Here is a 13,760-nt window from a genome sequence, read left to right as displayed (position 1 = left end):
AGATACCGACATGGCAACTTTCATGGAACGCCACCGCAAGCTGGAACGCAACGTCACCCTCTTGGGCGTCCTCGCCTTCGCGGCGGTCACGGTGGGCGGGATCGTCGAGATCGCGCCGCTGTTCTGGATCGATAACACGATCGAGAAAGTGCAGGGGATGCGCCCCTATACTCCGCTCGAGCAGGCTGGGCGCGACATCTACGTCCGTGAGGGCTGCTACGTCTGCCACAGCCAGATGATCCGCCCCTTCCGCGATGAGGTGGAGCGCTATGGGCACTACAGCCTCGCGGCGGAATCGATGTACGACCATCCGTTCCAGTGGGGCTCCAAGCGCACGGGGCCGGACCTTGCCCGCGTTGGCGGCAAGTATTCGGATGAATGGCATGTCCAGCACCTGACCGACCCGCGTTCGGTCGTGCCGGAATCGATCATGCCAACTTACGGATTCCTCAAGGATCAGCCGCTCGATCAAGGCGACATGGTGCCTGCACTGCAGACGCTGGAGCGGGTGGGCGTGCCCTATACCAAGGACGAAATTGCCGCCGCCAACGACGACCTCAAGGCGCAGGCCGATCCCGATGCCGATCACGCGGCATTCCTCAAGCGCTACCCCGGCGCGACGGCGCGCGACTTCGACGGCGATCCCAAGCGCCTGACCGAGATGGATGCGCTTGTCGCCTATCTTCAGGTGCTGGGCACGATGGTCGATGTGAACGCCCCGGCGGCGCAGGAACATCTGGCCAAGGAGAAGGGCCGGTGAACGCCTTCCTCCAGCTCTCCACCCATTCGACCTACGACCTGCTGCGGCATCTGGCCGACAGCTACGGGCTGGCGATCATGGCGCTGGTCTTCGTGGGCCTCTGCCTCTGGCCGTTCCGCCCGGGCGGACGCGCGGCGAGCCGCGATGCGGCGCTCTCGATCTTCGAGGATGACTCCAATGACGCATGACAGCACACACCACGCAAAGGTGATCGATCACGCCACGGGCACGGCCAAGGTCGGCCATGAGTGGGACGGGATCGAGGAGCTCGATACGCCGCTGCCGCGCTGGTGGCTCTGGACCTTCTACGCGACGGTCGTTTTCGCGCTGGTCTACGTTGTGCTCTATCCGGCGATCCCGATGCTCCATTCGGCGAGCGCGGGCACGCTCGGCTGGTCGAGCCGCGGCGTGCTGGCCGACGAAGTCGCGCATGAGAAGGCCGAGCATCAGGGCGTGCGCGATGCCATCGCGGCTACTCCCATCGAGGCGCTGGCCGCCGATCCGGCCTTGCAGCGCGCCGCGATCGAAGGCGGGCATGCGGCGTTCAAGGTGAACTGCGTACAGTGCCACGGCGCGGGCGCAGCGGGCGCGAAGGGCTATCCCAACCTCAACGACGACGACTGGCTGTGGGGCGGCGATCTGAGCGCGATCCAGCAGACGCTGGTGAACGGCATCCGCCAGCCGGGCAATGACGCCACCCGCAGCAGCCTGATGCCGAGCTTCGGCAAGGATGGCATCCTCACGCCTGCGCAAGTGCAGGATGTGGTCAGCCATATCCGCGTGCTGAGCAAGCAGGACCCGGCGAGCGCCTCTTCGCGGCGCGGCGCGCAGATCTATGCAGACAACTGCGCGGTCTGCCACGGCGCGAACGGCGAGGGGAACCGCAGCGTCGGCGCGCCGAAGCTCAGCGACAAGATCTGGCTCTATGGCGGTGATCGCGCCTCGCTGGTGGGCACCGTGACCAATGCCCATGCCGGCGTGATGCCGGCCTGGACCGGTCGTCTCGATCCGGTGACGATCAAGATGCTGGCGGTCTACGTCCATTCGCTGGGTGGCGGCGAAGCTGCGCCTGCACCGGCGGCGCCTGCGGCAACTCCGACTGCGGGGGCGGCGCAGTAACCGCCATGAACATGATGGATCCGAACATGACCGAAGCAGCGGCCCCGCTCTATGCCAAGCGGACTGCGGTATTCCCGAAGAAGATCGACGGGCCGTTCCGCCGCTTCAAATGGTTCGTCATGGCGGTGTGCCTCGCCGTCTACTGGGGCACGCCGTGGATCCGCTGGGACCGGGGGCCGCACGCCCCCGAGCAGGCGGTGCTTGTCGATCTGGCGCACCGCCGGTTCTACATGTTCGATATCGAGATCTGGCCGCAGGAGTTCTACTTCGTCGCCGGAATGCTGATCATGGCGGGGATCGGGCTGTTCCTCGTCACGAGCGCGGTGGGCCGGGCCTGGTGCGGCTATGCCTGCCCGCAGACGGTGTGGACCGATCTCTACCAGCATGTCGACCGCCTGATCGATGGCGACCGCAATGCGCAGCTGCGGCTCAATGCCGCGCCGTGGAATCCTGCCAAGTTCGTGCGGCGGATGTTCAAGTGGGGCGTCTACCTTGGCATCGCCTTCGTGACGGGCGGCGCGTGGATCTTCTACTTTGCCGATGCGCCGACGCTGCAGCGCGAGTTCTGGACCGGCACCGCGGCGCCCGTCGCCTATGCCTCGACGGGCATTCTCACCTTCACCACCTTCTGGCTCGGCGGCTTCATGCGCGAGCAGGTGTGCATCTACATGTGTCCCTGGCCGCGCATCCAGACCGCCATGCTGGACGAGAATTCGCTGACCGTCACGTACAAGCACTGGAGGGGCGAGCCGCGCGGGTCGCTCAAGGAAGCGCGCGGAGCGGCCACACCTATCGGTGATTGCATTGATTGCCGGCAGTGCGTGGCGGTCTGCCCGACCGGGATCGACATCCGCGAGGGGCCGCAGATCGGCTGTATCACCTGCGCGCTGTGTGTCGATGCCTGCGACCGGGCGATGGCCTCGGTGGGCCGTGCGCGGGGCCTCATCGACTACTGCACGCTCATCGATGCCGAGCGCGAGATCAAGGGCGAGCCCGCGCGGCCGGTGGCGAAGGTGCTGCTGCGCCCGCGCCTCATCGCCTACTTCGCGGTGTGGGGCGGGATCGGCCTTGCACTGCTGTTCATGCTCGGCGCGCGCGAGCGGCTGACGCTGTCGGTCGCGCGCGAGCGCAATCCGGAGTTCGTGCAGCTTTCAGGCGGCGCAGTGCGCAATGCCTTCACGCTGGCGCTGCGCAACATGGAAGACCGCCCGCGCACCTTGCGTATAGCAGCCGAAGGGCTGCCCGGTGCTGCGCTCTACACCGACGAGATGGACCGCCACGCCGCCCGCGCAAGCATCGACGTGCCGGTCCCGGCAGACAGCACCGCCAAGGTGCGGCTCTATGCCGTGGTGCCCGCTGAGCAGGCACATTCGCAGGACTTTACGCTGACCGCGACACCGCTGGATGGCGAAGGCAGCACGCCGCGCCGCGAGACGCACTTTGCGGCGCCGGAAGGTGCGCATGAGGCAGAGGAACACGAGTGATGGCCTACGCCCGCCACACCCACACCCGTTCGTGTCGAGCGAAGTCGAGACACCGGGCGCGGCGTGCGGTGTCTCGACTTCGGGTCTTCGACCCGAAGTTCATCCCGAGCTTGACGAGGGGCTCGACACGAACGGCTTTGGATTTGGAGATTGGGTCATGAACACGGCATCGAAAATGCATCGCGCTCCCCGGCCCTTTACCGGACGGCATATGGCGCTTGTCATGGTCGGCTTCTTCGGCGTGGTGATTGCGGTCAACGTGCTGCTTGCGAACCTCGCGGTCTCTACCTTCAGCGGCACGGTGGTGGAGAACTCCTATGTCGCGAGCCAGGAATTCAACCATTGGCTCGGCGCGGCCAAGGCAGACAAGGCGCTGGGCTGGAAGCTGGCGATTGCGCGCGAAGGGGCAGAAAAGGTGCGCTTCACGCTTGCCGATGCAAGTGGCCGTCTGCTGAGCGGCGCCGCTGTGCGCGCGCAGGCAGACCATCCGCTTGGCGCCAAAGCCCCGGTCGTGATGACCCCGCGCGAAGTCGCGCCCGGTGTCTATGAAGCCGCGCTTCCTGCTGGCCGTTGGCATGTCGGCATCGAGGCCCGCGCTATGGGGCACCTATGGCATGCCGAGGATGATGCGCTGTGAACGCGGCATCCCCGCGCCTCGCCCCCGCCATCAGCCGCAGCGTGCTGGCGGTGCCCGGCATGCACTGCGCGGGCTGCATGGGCAAAGTCGAGCGCGCGCTCGTGGCGGTCCCCGGCGTGGCATCGGCCCGCGCGAACCTCACCGCACGGACCATCGCGGTCGATCACACCGATGCGGTCGAGATCCCCACGTTGGTCGCTGCGCTGGCGGGTGCGGGCTTTGCCGCCGAGCCGCGCGAGGATGTGTTGGAGCCGCCTTCGGCCACGCGCGAACTCCTTGCGCCTCTGGCGGTAGCCGGCTTTGCCTGCATGAACGTGATGCTGCTTTCGGTCAGCGTCTGGTCGGGCGCGGACGGCAGCACGCGCGATCTGTTCCACTGGCTTTCGGCGCTGATCGGCGTGCCGGCGATCCTCTACGCGGGGCAGCCGTTTTTCCGCTCGGCATGGGCAGCGCTGAAGCGCGGGCGCACCAATATGGACGTTCCGATTTCCATCGGCGTCACGCTCGCGACCGGCCTCTCCTGTTACGAGACGCTGACCGGCGGCAAGGAAGCCTGGTTCGACGGCACCCTGATGCTGCTCCTGTTCCTCCTCGCGGGCCGCGCGCTCGATGCGATGATGCGCGACCGGGCGAGGGCAGGGGTGGCCGCGCTGCTGCGGCAGGCCGCCAGCGGGGCGATGATCATAGGCGCTGACGGCCAACTGCGCTGGACAGCGGCGGCCGCGCTTGTCCCCGGCATACTGATGCGTGTCGCGGCGGGCGAACGGCTCGCGGCAGACGGCGAGATTGCCAGCGGTACGGGCCGCTTCGACCAGTCGCTGCTGACGGGCGAGAGCGCACCGGTGCCCGCGGGCCCGGGTCAGCGCGTGCTGGCAGGCATGCTCAACCTCGATGCGCCTGTCGATGTGATCGTAACCGCAGCCGGGCAGGGCACCGCGCTTGCCGAAATTGCGCAGGCGATGGAAGCGGCGGGGCAGGCCAAGAGCGCTTTCGTGCGCATCGCCGACCGCGCCTCGCGGCTCTACGCCCCCGCCGTCCACACGCTTGCGGCGCTGAGCTTCGCCGGCTGGCTGATTGCCGGGGCCAGCTTCCACCAGGCGCTCGTGGTCGGCATCGCAGTGCTGATCATCACCTGCCCTTGCGCGCTGGGCCTTGCTGTGCCTGTGGCGCAAGTCGTCGCGGCGGGTGCACTGCTGAAACAGGGCGTCATGGTCAAGGACGGCAGCGCCATCGAGCGCCTTGCCAAGGTTGACCGCGTGCTGCTCGACAAGACCGGCACGCTGACCATGGGCCGTCCGGTGCCCGACGCTGCCGTTCTCGATGCCCTGTCGGAGGAAGAGGCGTCTGTCGCGCTCGCGCTCGCCAGCCACAGCCGCCATCCGCTCTCGCAGGCGCTTGCGCTCGCGCTTGCAGCCCGCGACGTGCGTGCGGCGACCATCGAGCAGGTGCAGGAAACCTCGGGGCGCGGCGTCAGCGCCATGTGGAGGGGCCTTGCGGTGTCGCTCGGCCGTCCCGCGCAATCGGTGGGCACGTCCGCCGCGCTGGCCATCGGCGCCGGACCGGTCCGCCTGATCGGCTTTGCCGACCGCCTGCGGCCGGGCGCAAAGACTGCGCTCGCCGATCTCGCAGGGCTGGGCATCCAGGCCTCGATCCTCTCGGGCGACAATGCCGCCGCCGTCATGGTCATCGCGCGCGAGACCGGCCTCACCGGCCAGGCCGCCGCGCTCCCGGCGGACAAGCTCGATGCGATCCAGCGCCTCCAGCGCGCCGGCAAGTGCGTGCTGATGGTGGGCGACGGCATCAACGATGGCCCGGCGCTTGCCGCCGCCGACGCTTCCATCGCCCCCGGCAGTGCAAGCGACGTGGGCCGACAGGCTGCGGACTTCGTCTTCACAGGCGATTCGCTCCTCGCCCTGCCACGCGCGGTGCGCGCCAGTCGGCGGACGATGCGCGTGGTGCGCGAAAACTTCGCCGCCGCGATCCTCTACAACGCTTTCGCGGTGCCGCTGGCGATGGCGGGCCTCGTCACGCCGCTGATGGCCGCTATTGCCATGGCGACGTCCTCGCTGATCGTCGTCGCCAATTCGCTCAGGCTGACGGGAGCCGCGAGATGACCTCGATCCTCATCCTCATTCCCATCGCGCTCGGCATGGGCCTCCTTGGTCTGGTTGCTTTTTTCTGGGCGCTCAGGGGTGGGCAGTTCGCCGATCTCGATGGCGCCGCCGCGCGCATCCTGATCGACGAGGACCAGCCGCTGTGAGGCGCGCCTTCGCCCTGCTCAGCGCTCTCGCGGTGCTCCAGCTGGCGATTCCGGCGCAGGCTGCGCATCCCAGAATGATCGCGCTGTGCGGAGGTGGGGCGCCCATTCCGCTGCCGACAAAAAACAACGAGACAGACAAGCAGTGTTGCAAGATTTGCCATAGCGCAATGCGCAAGCGTCACGCCGGTGGCACCTGCTTTGGTGATACCGATGACGAAGAGGACTCCGGGCAATGAACGGGCCATCCACACCTGAGCAATTTGCCGACTGGACCTACTACCCGGAGCTGCTCGCCCGGCCGGTGCCGCGCTATACCAGCTATCCGACCGCGGCAGAGTTCGTCGAGGAAAGCTTCGAGCTGCGCCAGCGCATTTCGCTGACGAGCCTGACCGGCCCGGTCTCGATCTATCTGCACATTCCCTATTGCGAGGAAATCTGCTGGTACTGCGGCTGCAACACCGGCGCCGCCAACAAGCGCCACCGCCTGACCGCCTACCTCGAAGCCCTCCACCGCGAGATCGCGCTGGTGGCGGACATGCTCGACCCGTCCGTCCATATCGAGCACATCGCCTTCGGCGGCGGCAGCCCCAATGCCGTTCCGCCCACCGAGTTCGTCCGCCTGATCGACGCGCTCGTGCTCGCATTCCGCTTCGTGCGTCCGGCGCTTTCGGTCGAGCTCGATCCGCGTACCCTCACGCGCGATTGGCTCACCGCGATCCGCGGCATCGGCGTCACCCGCGTCAGCCTCGGCGTGCAGACGCTGAACCCCGCAGTGCAGGCCGCCATCGGCCGTGTGCAGCCGATCGAGATGATCGAAACGGCCGTTTCCGGGCTGCGCGCCGCGGGTGTCGGCTCGATCAACTTCGACCTCATGTACGGCTTGCCGCACCAGAACGATGCGGTGCTCGCCGAAACTCTCGCGCAGAGCGTCGCGATGGGCCCCAATCGCATCGCGCTGTTCGGCTATGCCCACGTGCCGCACATGATCCCGCGCCAGCGCCGGATCGATGGCTCGGACCTGCCCGACCAGCGCGGGCGTTTCCGGATGGCGGCGATGGGCGCGCGGCAGCTGATCGATGCGGGCTATCACGCGGTGGGCTTCGATCACTTCGCACTGCCCGGCGATCCGCTGGCCCGCGCGGCGCTCAGCGGCACGCTGCGGCGCAATTTCCAGGGCTTTACCGAAGACCCGGCCTCCACCCTGATCGGCCTCGGCGCCTCTGCCATCAGCGAGCTGCCCGGCCTGATGGTGCAGAACGAGAAGAACCCGGGCCGCTACCGCATGCTGATCGGCGCGGACCAGCTTGCCGGGCGTCGCGGCATCGAGACCGGCCCCGAGAACGAACGCCGCGCCGCGTTGATCGAGGCGCTGCTCTGCAAAGGCGCCGCGAAGATCGACAGCGACTTGCTGAACGCCGCACGGCCCCGCCTTGAGCCCTTCGCCGCCGTCGGCCTTGTTTCGCTCGAACGCGGCTGGCTACGGCTGGAAGCAGGCGCCGCGCCCTATGCGCGGGCGATTGCATCGGTGTTCGATGCCTATCGTACCGAGGAGCGCAGCTTCAGTTCGGCAATTTGAGGCGGCGTCCTGCGCCTTAACCATTTGCCGCTCCCGCTCACCCTGAGCTTGTCGAAGGGTGCTGGCGCAACCGCTGTGCGGGATGCTTCGACAAGCTCAGCATGAGCGGGGCAGAGGCAGGGCCGTGGACATCCCGGACCAGCGCAAACCCAAGAATAGCTATGCACCCAACCATTTGCAGGCTGCATGCCGCGCCCCTGCGCGTTAGGTCAGGGCGCGTATCAAACAGCCCCAGCGAGTTCCCATGAAGCCTATCGAAACCATCATGCGCACGGCCCCGGTCATTCCGGTGCTGGTGATCGAGGACGTGGCGCATGCCGTGCCTGTGGCACGCGCGCTGGTGGCGGGCGGCCTGCGTGTGCTCGAAGTCACGCTGCGCACTCCGGTCGCGCTCGACGTGATCCGCGCGATGCGTTCGGTCGAAGGCGCGATTGTCGGCGCGGGGACGGTGACTGATCCCGCCACGCTCAAGGCCTCGATCGATGCGGGCGCCGAATTCATCGTCTCGCCCGGCCTCACCGAACGGCTCGGCGCGGCGGCAGTCTCATCCGGCATTCCCTACCTTCCCGGTGTCGCCAATGCGGGCGACATCATGCGTGGGCTCGATCTCGGCCTCACGCATTTCAAGTTCTTCCCGGCGGTTACCTCGGGCGGTCTCCCCGCGCTCAAGGCGCTTGCCGCACCGTTCCATCAGTGCCAGTTTTGCCCGACGGGGGGGATCACGCTGGAATCTGCGCCGGAATGGCTGGGCTTCGGCCCGGTGCTTTGCGTCGGCGGCTCCTGGGTGGTGGGCAAAGGTGCGCCCGATGTCACCGCAATCGAGGCGGCAGCGCGCGCGGCGGCAGCGCTGTCAGACACGCCGGGACTGTAACCGGCACGCGGCTCGCGGGCGAACCTGCCTGCGGGACCAACCACTTTGGCTGGAGGAGCGGCGCGCATGGATACGGTCGATACGCTGAGGAATCGTCTGCAGGAACTCCACGCGCGGACGGCGGAAACCCCGCTGTTCAACCCGGTGTTCCAGTTGAGCCATGATCTTTCCCGGCGGCTTGAAAGCGGTGCGCTTGATCTTGCGGCGATGGAAAGCCTCGTCGCGGCGCTCGAATGCGAAGGTCTGCAGGCACGCGCCGCCAAGCTGCGGGGGCTGATCGCGCCGACCGATCCGGCCGAGAACCTCGCCCGCCTGTCCGCGCTGCTCAACGAGGAAGACGGCTTCTCCGAGTTCCGCAAGCGCTGGGAGCGGCCGCTGCTCCACGCCGTGTTCACCGCCCACCCGACCTTCCTGCTGAGCCCCGCCGAATCCGATGCCGTCGCCGAAGCCGCGCTGGCCGAGGATCCGATGGCGGCGACCGTCTGCCAGGTCCCCGGCACCGGTCCCAAGGTGACGCTCGACTACGAACATGCCGAGGCACTTGCGGCCATCGAACGCGGCGGCGCAGCGCGTGACCGGATCAATGCCGCGCTGCTGCGGCACGCCCGCGCGCGCTGGCCGGGGCGCTGGCTCGATTTCCGCCCGCTGCCGTTCCGCTTCGCCAGCTGGGTCGGCTATGACATGGACGGGCGTACCGACATCTCGTGGTCGACGTCGGTCGCCTATCGCCTGCAGGAAAAGGCACGGCGGCTCGAAGGCTATGCCGCGCAGCTGGCGGCGGTGGTGCCGGATCACACGCTGCTTGCCACGCTCAACGGCGCTGCAGCCCATGCAGCGGAGATGGCCGCGCTGTTCACCGGCCTCGGTGCCGAACCGGAAGCGCTGGCGGCGGCGGCCAATGCGCTGACGGCGGAGCATCCGGACAAGCTGCTTTCGCTCGCCCTGATCATTGCCGCGCTGGAGGCCGAAGCCAAGGCGGCAGACGGCGATGCGGCCATCGCGCTCGCGGTGCTGGCGGGCGCGATGCGCGCGGACGGGCTCGGCATGGGCTGGATCCACTTCCGCGTGAATGCCTCGCAGCTTCTGAACGCGCTCAGGCGGCGTATCGATCCCGATGGCACGCTGGACCTCGCCAGCAAGAGCGCGCTGTCGAAGCTGCGCGAACTGCTCGCCGAAGTGAAGCCGCTGCGCGCCAATTTCGCCGCGCTGGCCATCGAGACCTCGACTGCGATGCGCCAGTTCCTCGTGATGGCGCAGATCCTCCACCACGTGGACGCCGATGCGCCGATCCGCATGCTGATCGCCGAATGCGAACAGCCGCAGACGGTGCTGGCCGCGCTCTATTTCGCACGGCTGCTGGGGATCGAAGGCAAGGTCGATGTCTCGCCGCTGTTCGAGACCGAGGCGGCGCTGGAGCACGGCGGACGCTTCCTCGAAGCGCTGCTGGCCGAGGAGTCCTACCGCGACTACGTGCGCCTGCGCGGGCGGCTCTCGATCCAGACAGGTTTTTCCGATGCCGGGCGCTTCATGGGCCAGATCCCCGCAGCGCTGGCCATCGAGCGCCTGCAGGGCCGGCTTGCCGCAGCCATGAAGGCGGCGGGGCTGACCGACGTCGCCGCGCTCGTTTTCAACACCCACGGCGAAAGCATGGGCCGCGGCGCGCATCCGTCGAGCTTCGAGGACCGCCTGACCTGGCCGCTCAGCCGCTGGGCGCGCGGACGCTTCGCCAAGGCCGAAATCGTGCTGGAGCCCGAGGCGAGCTTCCAGGGCGGCGACGGTTACCTGTTCTTCCGCAGCGACGAACTCGCGCTCGCCACACTCACCCGCATCATCGAGGCCGAGGAAGCCTTGCGCGGCGAGGCGGAACCCGATCCGTTCTACGACCGCACCGACCTCAGCCTCGATTTCTACCGCGCGATCCGCCGCGTGCAACGCGAGCAGCTGGAAAGCGTGACCTACGCGCGCGCCGTCACCGCGTTCGGGCTCGGCATGCTGAAGACCACTGGCAGCCGCGTTTCGCGCCGCCAGTCGGACATCGCCAGCGACCGCACGATGAGCCTCAGGCAGATCCGCGCGATCCCGCACAATGCGATCCTGCAGCAGATCGGCTATCCGGTGAACGTGATCGCCGGCGCGGGCATCGCGGCGGGCGAGGAGACCGAAGCGGTGGCCGAACTGCTCGGCCGCTCGGCGCGCGGGCGCCAGCTGGTGCGGCTGCTGCGCGCGGCCAACGGCCTTGCCTCGATCAAGACGGTGGCCTGCTTCGGCGAGCTGTTCAACTCGGCCTACTGGGCGAGCCGCCCCTATCGCGGCACCGAGACCGCGCTGGAAGACCCGTGCCTATCGCTGGCCGAATACCTCACCAAGGACGACCGCGCCGGGGTCTTCCGGCGCCTCGCTTCACGCCTGCGGGTCGACTGGATGAAGCTCCACCGCCTGCTCGGCATGGTGCCGCAGGGCGAGGGGCTAGATGGCGGACGCAACCGTTCGCAGGACGAGCAGCGCCGCACTATCGCGCTGCTGCAATCGCTGCGGCTGGCGCTGCTGATGCACATGTTCCTGCGTGCCGTGCAGGTCCCCCCGTTCTCGCGCTCCAACGACGTGAGCCGCGAGGATGTGCTCGAGATGCTGCTCTCGCTGCGGGTCGATGAAGCACTCGCCCAGCTGCGCCGGGCCTATCCGGTGGTCGAGCCCGAGATCGAGGACTTCCCGGTCAACGAACCCACCGACTACCCGGACAACCGCGCCGAAGGCTACGGCGCGATCCGCACGCGCTTCATCGATCCCATCGAGCGGGCGCATGCGCTGAATTTGCGCATTTCAGCGGCGATTGCGAACCATTTCGGAGCGCATGGGTGAGGGCGTTAATCAGCGATGGCTGGCGAACAGATCACGCTGCGCTTGATTGATCGAACGTTCGTCCCAATCGATCTCGCGCTTTGATGTGGGGATGTGTTCGCGTCGGTCGTCATTGTCGTAGAATAGCGTGCCGTGGATTCCCAGCGCGTCTCGCTTCAGAATCGGGCGGTTCCAAATTGGTTCGAGTACAAGATTTGCTGACTGTTCTCCGAGCCGTTCGGCTAAATCTTCGATCAATTCAATGTCCTGGCCATCCGGGAAGATGGTAGCAAACTCCTCTGCAGTCGCCTGAAACACACTGAAAGTGGCGTTGACCGCGCCATCGATGATCTGAATGTTTTTCATGGAGTGCCTTCGGTCGTCAAACGCACGCGTCCCATTCACCCCGCCAGCAACGCTGCCCGCGCCGCCTCCGGCAACACGGCGATAACGCTGAGATAGGCGCTGGCGGTGGCATCCGGCTGGCGGCGACCTTGTTCCCAGCCCTTCAGGGTCGCCAGCGGAATCCGGTAGGCGCTGGCAAAGGCCTGTTGCGACAGCCCCAGTTGCTCGCGGATTGCGCGGACATCAGGCACCTCGATCGTGTGGATGCGCGCCACCGCGCCCTTGCCTTGGGCATGCGCGGCGGCCTCGTCCATCGCCGCGATCAGGTCTTGTCCGAATGTTGTTGCCATTGCTTGCTCCTTCACGTGTCTGCCGCGCCCTTGATGATGGCGGCAAAGCCCGCCACGGCTTTCTTCTCGTCCGCGCTCAGGTCGCTTGCCTGTGCCTTGGCGTAGGCCAGCAGCAGATAGAGCGGGCAATCCTGACGGTAGTAGAAATAGATCACCCGCGCGCCGCCGCGCTTGCCAACACCTGCCTTGCCCCAGCGCAGCTTTCGAACCCCGCCGGCTCCCGGAATGACGTCGCCATCTTCCGGATTATGGGCGAGATGATTGATCAGCGCCGCCAGTTCTTCCTCGCTCCAGATCCTTGCCGCCGCCCGCGCAAAGCTCTGGGTCTCGGCAATGGTGATCGGGCGGGTCAGCATTGCGCGATATATACGTCAATGACGCCTAACAAGCAAGGGCGTGGCCGCCGAGTCCGCGTTCTCACCCCAGATACGTCCGACCCTGCTTCACCGGCTTGGCGGGCATGCCAAAGATCGCGCCCGCGCTTAGCCGGGTGCCGCGCACCACCAGCACCAGCGTATCGCCCGCCTCGATGTTCACGTCCTCGCCGGGGTGCTGGATCGATTGGCCGTTCTGGCGGTCGATTTGGACGATGAAGAAGGCGCCCGCGCCGCGCCGTTCCGCCTCGCCCACTGTGGCGCCGGTCAGCGCGCCCTTGTCGACGGCGGTGACGACTTCGACGTCGAGGCCGAGATCGTGCAAGAAGCGGCGCGCATCCGCCATGTGTTCGGCGTCCTGGATGCGGCTGTCGGTGGCGGGGTAGAGGATCAGTTCGACGATGCGCTCGGCGCCGATGTGGGTGGGGAGCACCACCTTGTCGGCCCCCGCATGGAACAGCTTGCGCTCGGTGGTCGGCGCCTCGCCGCGCGCGATGATCTGGACGGCGGGGTTGAGGCTGCGCGCCGAGAGCGTGATGAACACGTTGGCGGCATCGTCCGGCAGCACCGAGGCGAGGACGCGGGCGTGCATGATCCCGGCGGCGCGCAGGGTTTCCTCCTGCGTCGCTTCGCCGACCATGACCAGCCAGCCGAGGGCGCGGGCCTCTTCCGCCTTGTCGGCGCTGCGCTCGATGATGATGAACGGATGGCGCGCGTCGGTCAGCGCCTTGGCGAGCTGGAGGCCGATGCGGCCCATGCCGCAGATGATGACGTGGTGCTTGAGACGGTCGATCTCGGTCTGCATCTTGTTTACCCCAAGCAACTGGCGGAACTGGAACAGCGTGAACACCTGCACGAGCGCGGAGGTCAGCACGATCATGCCGGTGCAGCCGAGCACGATCGTGGCCGTGGTCCACAGCCGCAGGAAATGCGTGTCGATCGGGCGCACTTCGCCATAGCCGACCGAGAAGATGGTGAGCAGCACCATGTAGGCGGCATCGTCTGCCGGCCAGCCATTGGCGATGTAGCCCAGCGTCGCGATGGCGAAGACGACCGCGACGTAGATCAGCGTGCCGGTCAGCAGGCGGAGCGGCGAACCGAGCACCCGGCCTGCGTTCCGGGACAGGCTGGTGAGTTCGTCCATCC

15 protein-coding genes are annotated in these 13,760 nt (G+C 67.3%); 11 read left to right on the top strand and 4 right to left on the bottom strand.

Annotated elements, in window-relative coordinates:
* Positions 1–10 precede the first annotated feature (10 nt).
* The 11 genes from ccoO (at position 11) to NDB2M1_RS01360 (ending at position 11,566) form a co-directional block, all read left to right on the top strand.
* Positions 11–760 carry a cytochrome-c oxidase, cbb3-type subunit II gene (ccoO, locus tag NDB2M1_RS01410; RefSeq protein ID WP_072378928.1) on the top strand — a complete coding sequence of 250 codons (750 nt, stop codon included), beginning with the start codon at positions 11–13 and terminating at the stop codon, positions 758–760.
* Positions 757–948, top strand: coding sequence for a cbb3-type cytochrome c oxidase subunit 3 (locus tag NDB2M1_RS01405; RefSeq protein WP_054123047.1), 192 nt, complete (start codon positions 757–759; stop codon positions 946–948). The genes ccoO and NDB2M1_RS01405 overlap by 4 nt, the downstream gene beginning before the upstream one ends.
* Positions 938–1,879 (top strand): cytochrome-c oxidase, cbb3-type subunit III, encoded by a 942-nt coding sequence (ccoP, locus tag NDB2M1_RS01400; RefSeq protein WP_083554586.1) that lies wholly within the window; start codon positions 938–940, stop codon positions 1,877–1,879. The genes NDB2M1_RS01405 and ccoP overlap by 11 nt, the downstream gene beginning before the upstream one ends.
* 26 nt (positions 1,880–1,905) lie before the next feature.
* Complete coding sequence (ccoG, locus tag NDB2M1_RS01395) at positions 1,906–3,363, top strand: cytochrome c oxidase accessory protein CcoG (protein WP_072379997.1); 1,458 nt, start codon at positions 1,906–1,908, stop codon at positions 3,361–3,363.
* Between the two features lie 157 nt (positions 3,364–3,520).
* A complete protein-coding gene (locus NDB2M1_RS01390; RefSeq protein ID WP_371328178.1) occupies positions 3,521–4,000 on the top strand; it encodes a FixH family protein in 480 nt (159 codons plus the stop codon).
* Complete coding sequence (locus NDB2M1_RS01385) at positions 3,997–6,114, top strand: heavy metal translocating P-type ATPase (RefSeq protein WP_072378924.1); 2,118 nt, start codon at positions 3,997–3,999, stop codon at positions 6,112–6,114. The genes NDB2M1_RS01390 and NDB2M1_RS01385 overlap by 4 nt, the downstream gene beginning before the upstream one ends.
* Positions 6,111–6,260 carry a cbb3-type cytochrome oxidase assembly protein CcoS gene (ccoS, locus tag NDB2M1_RS01380; RefSeq protein WP_054122096.1) on the top strand — a complete coding sequence of 50 codons (150 nt, stop codon included), beginning with the start codon at positions 6,111–6,113 and terminating at the stop codon, positions 6,258–6,260. The genes NDB2M1_RS01385 and ccoS overlap by 4 nt, the downstream gene beginning before the upstream one ends.
* Complete coding sequence (locus tag NDB2M1_RS01375) at positions 6,257–6,496, top strand: hypothetical protein (protein WP_072378923.1); 240 nt, start codon at positions 6,257–6,259, stop codon at positions 6,494–6,496. Before ccoS ends, NDB2M1_RS01375 begins: the two co-directional genes overlap by 4 nt.
* Positions 6,493–7,836 (top strand): oxygen-independent coproporphyrinogen III oxidase, encoded by a 1,344-nt coding sequence (hemN, locus tag NDB2M1_RS01370; protein ID WP_072378921.1) that lies wholly within the window; start codon positions 6,493–6,495, stop codon positions 7,834–7,836. Before NDB2M1_RS01375 ends, hemN begins: the two co-directional genes overlap by 4 nt.
* 244 nt (positions 7,837–8,080) lie before the next feature.
* Entirely contained in the window at positions 8,081–8,707 is a 627-nt protein-coding gene (gene eda / locus NDB2M1_RS01365) for a bifunctional 4-hydroxy-2-oxoglutarate aldolase/2-dehydro-3-deoxy-phosphogluconate aldolase (RefSeq protein ID WP_072378919.1), read from the top strand.
* A gap of 66 nt (positions 8,708–8,773) precedes the next feature.
* Positions 8,774–11,566, top strand: a complete 2,793-nt coding sequence (locus NDB2M1_RS01360) for a phosphoenolpyruvate carboxylase (protein ID WP_072378917.1) — start codon at positions 8,774–8,776, stop codon at positions 11,564–11,566.
* Positions 11,567–11,575: 9 nt separating this feature from the next.
* Here the strand turns inward: NDB2M1_RS01360 and NDB2M1_RS01355 are convergent, their stop codons facing one another.
* The 4 genes from NDB2M1_RS01355 to NDB2M1_RS01340 form a co-directional block, all read right to left on the bottom strand.
* Entirely contained in the window at positions 11,576–11,911 is a 336-nt protein-coding gene (locus tag NDB2M1_RS01355) for a hypothetical protein (RefSeq protein ID WP_054122100.1), read from the bottom strand.
* 35 nt (positions 11,912–11,946) lie between these two features.
* Complete coding sequence (locus NDB2M1_RS01350) at positions 11,947–12,240, bottom strand: helix-turn-helix domain-containing protein (protein ID WP_072379993.1); 294 nt, start codon at positions 12,238–12,240, stop codon at positions 11,947–11,949.
* An 11-nt stretch (positions 12,241–12,251) separates the two neighbouring features.
* On the bottom strand, positions 12,252–12,596 hold the full coding sequence (locus tag NDB2M1_RS01345) for a type II toxin-antitoxin system RelE/ParE family toxin (protein ID WP_072378915.1): 345 nt from the start codon (positions 12,594–12,596) through the stop codon (positions 12,252–12,254).
* 61 nt (positions 12,597–12,657) lie between these two features.
* Positions 12,658–13,758, bottom strand: a complete 1,101-nt coding sequence (locus NDB2M1_RS01340; RefSeq protein ID WP_072378913.1) for a potassium channel family protein — start codon at positions 13,756–13,758, stop codon at positions 12,658–12,660.
* Between the last annotated feature and the right edge of the window lie 2 nt (positions 13,759–13,760).

This window comes from Novosphingobium sp. NDB2Meth1 (assembly GCF_900117425.1).
GTDB lineage: Bacteria > Pseudomonadota > Alphaproteobacteria > Sphingomonadales > Sphingomonadaceae > Novosphingobium.
The sequence above is the reverse complement of the archived record's forward strand: the minus strand, read 5'-3'. Positions and strand labels throughout refer to the sequence as shown.

Coding starts and splice junctions, on each gene's coding strand:
- ccoO (WP_072378928.1), top strand. CDS start 11: ATGGCAACTTTCATGGAACGCCACCGCAAGCTGGAACGCAACGTCACC.
- ccoP (WP_083554586.1), top strand. CDS start 938: ATGACGCATGACAGCACACACCACGCAAAGGTGATCGATCACGCCACG.
- ccoG (WP_072379997.1), top strand. CDS start 1,906: ATGACCGAAGCAGCGGCCCCGCTCTATGCCAAGCGGACTGCGGTATTC.
- NDB2M1_RS01390 (WP_371328178.1), top strand. CDS start 3,521: ATGAACACGGCATCGAAAATGCATCGCGCTCCCCGGCCCTTTACCGGA.
- ccoS (WP_054122096.1), top strand. CDS start 6,111: ATGACCTCGATCCTCATCCTCATTCCCATCGCGCTCGGCATGGGCCTC.
- hemN (WP_072378921.1), top strand. CDS start 6,493: ATGAACGGGCCATCCACACCTGAGCAATTTGCCGACTGGACCTACTAC.
- eda (WP_072378919.1), top strand. CDS start 8,081: ATGAAGCCTATCGAAACCATCATGCGCACGGCCCCGGTCATTCCGGTG.
- NDB2M1_RS01360 (WP_072378917.1), top strand. CDS start 8,774: ATGGATACGGTCGATACGCTGAGGAATCGTCTGCAGGAACTCCACGCG.
- NDB2M1_RS01355 (WP_054122100.1), bottom strand. CDS start 11,911: ATGAAAAACATTCAGATCATCGATGGCGCGGTCAACGCCACTTTCAGT.
- NDB2M1_RS01350 (WP_072379993.1), bottom strand. CDS start 12,240: ATGGCAACAACATTCGGACAAGACCTGATCGCGGCGATGGACGAGGCC.
- NDB2M1_RS01345 (WP_072378915.1), bottom strand. CDS start 12,596: ATGCTGACCCGCCCGATCACCATTGCCGAGACCCAGAGCTTTGCGCGG.
- NDB2M1_RS01340 (WP_072378913.1), bottom strand. CDS start 13,758: ATGGACGAACTCACCAGCCTGTCCCGGAACGCAGGCCGGGTGCTCGGT.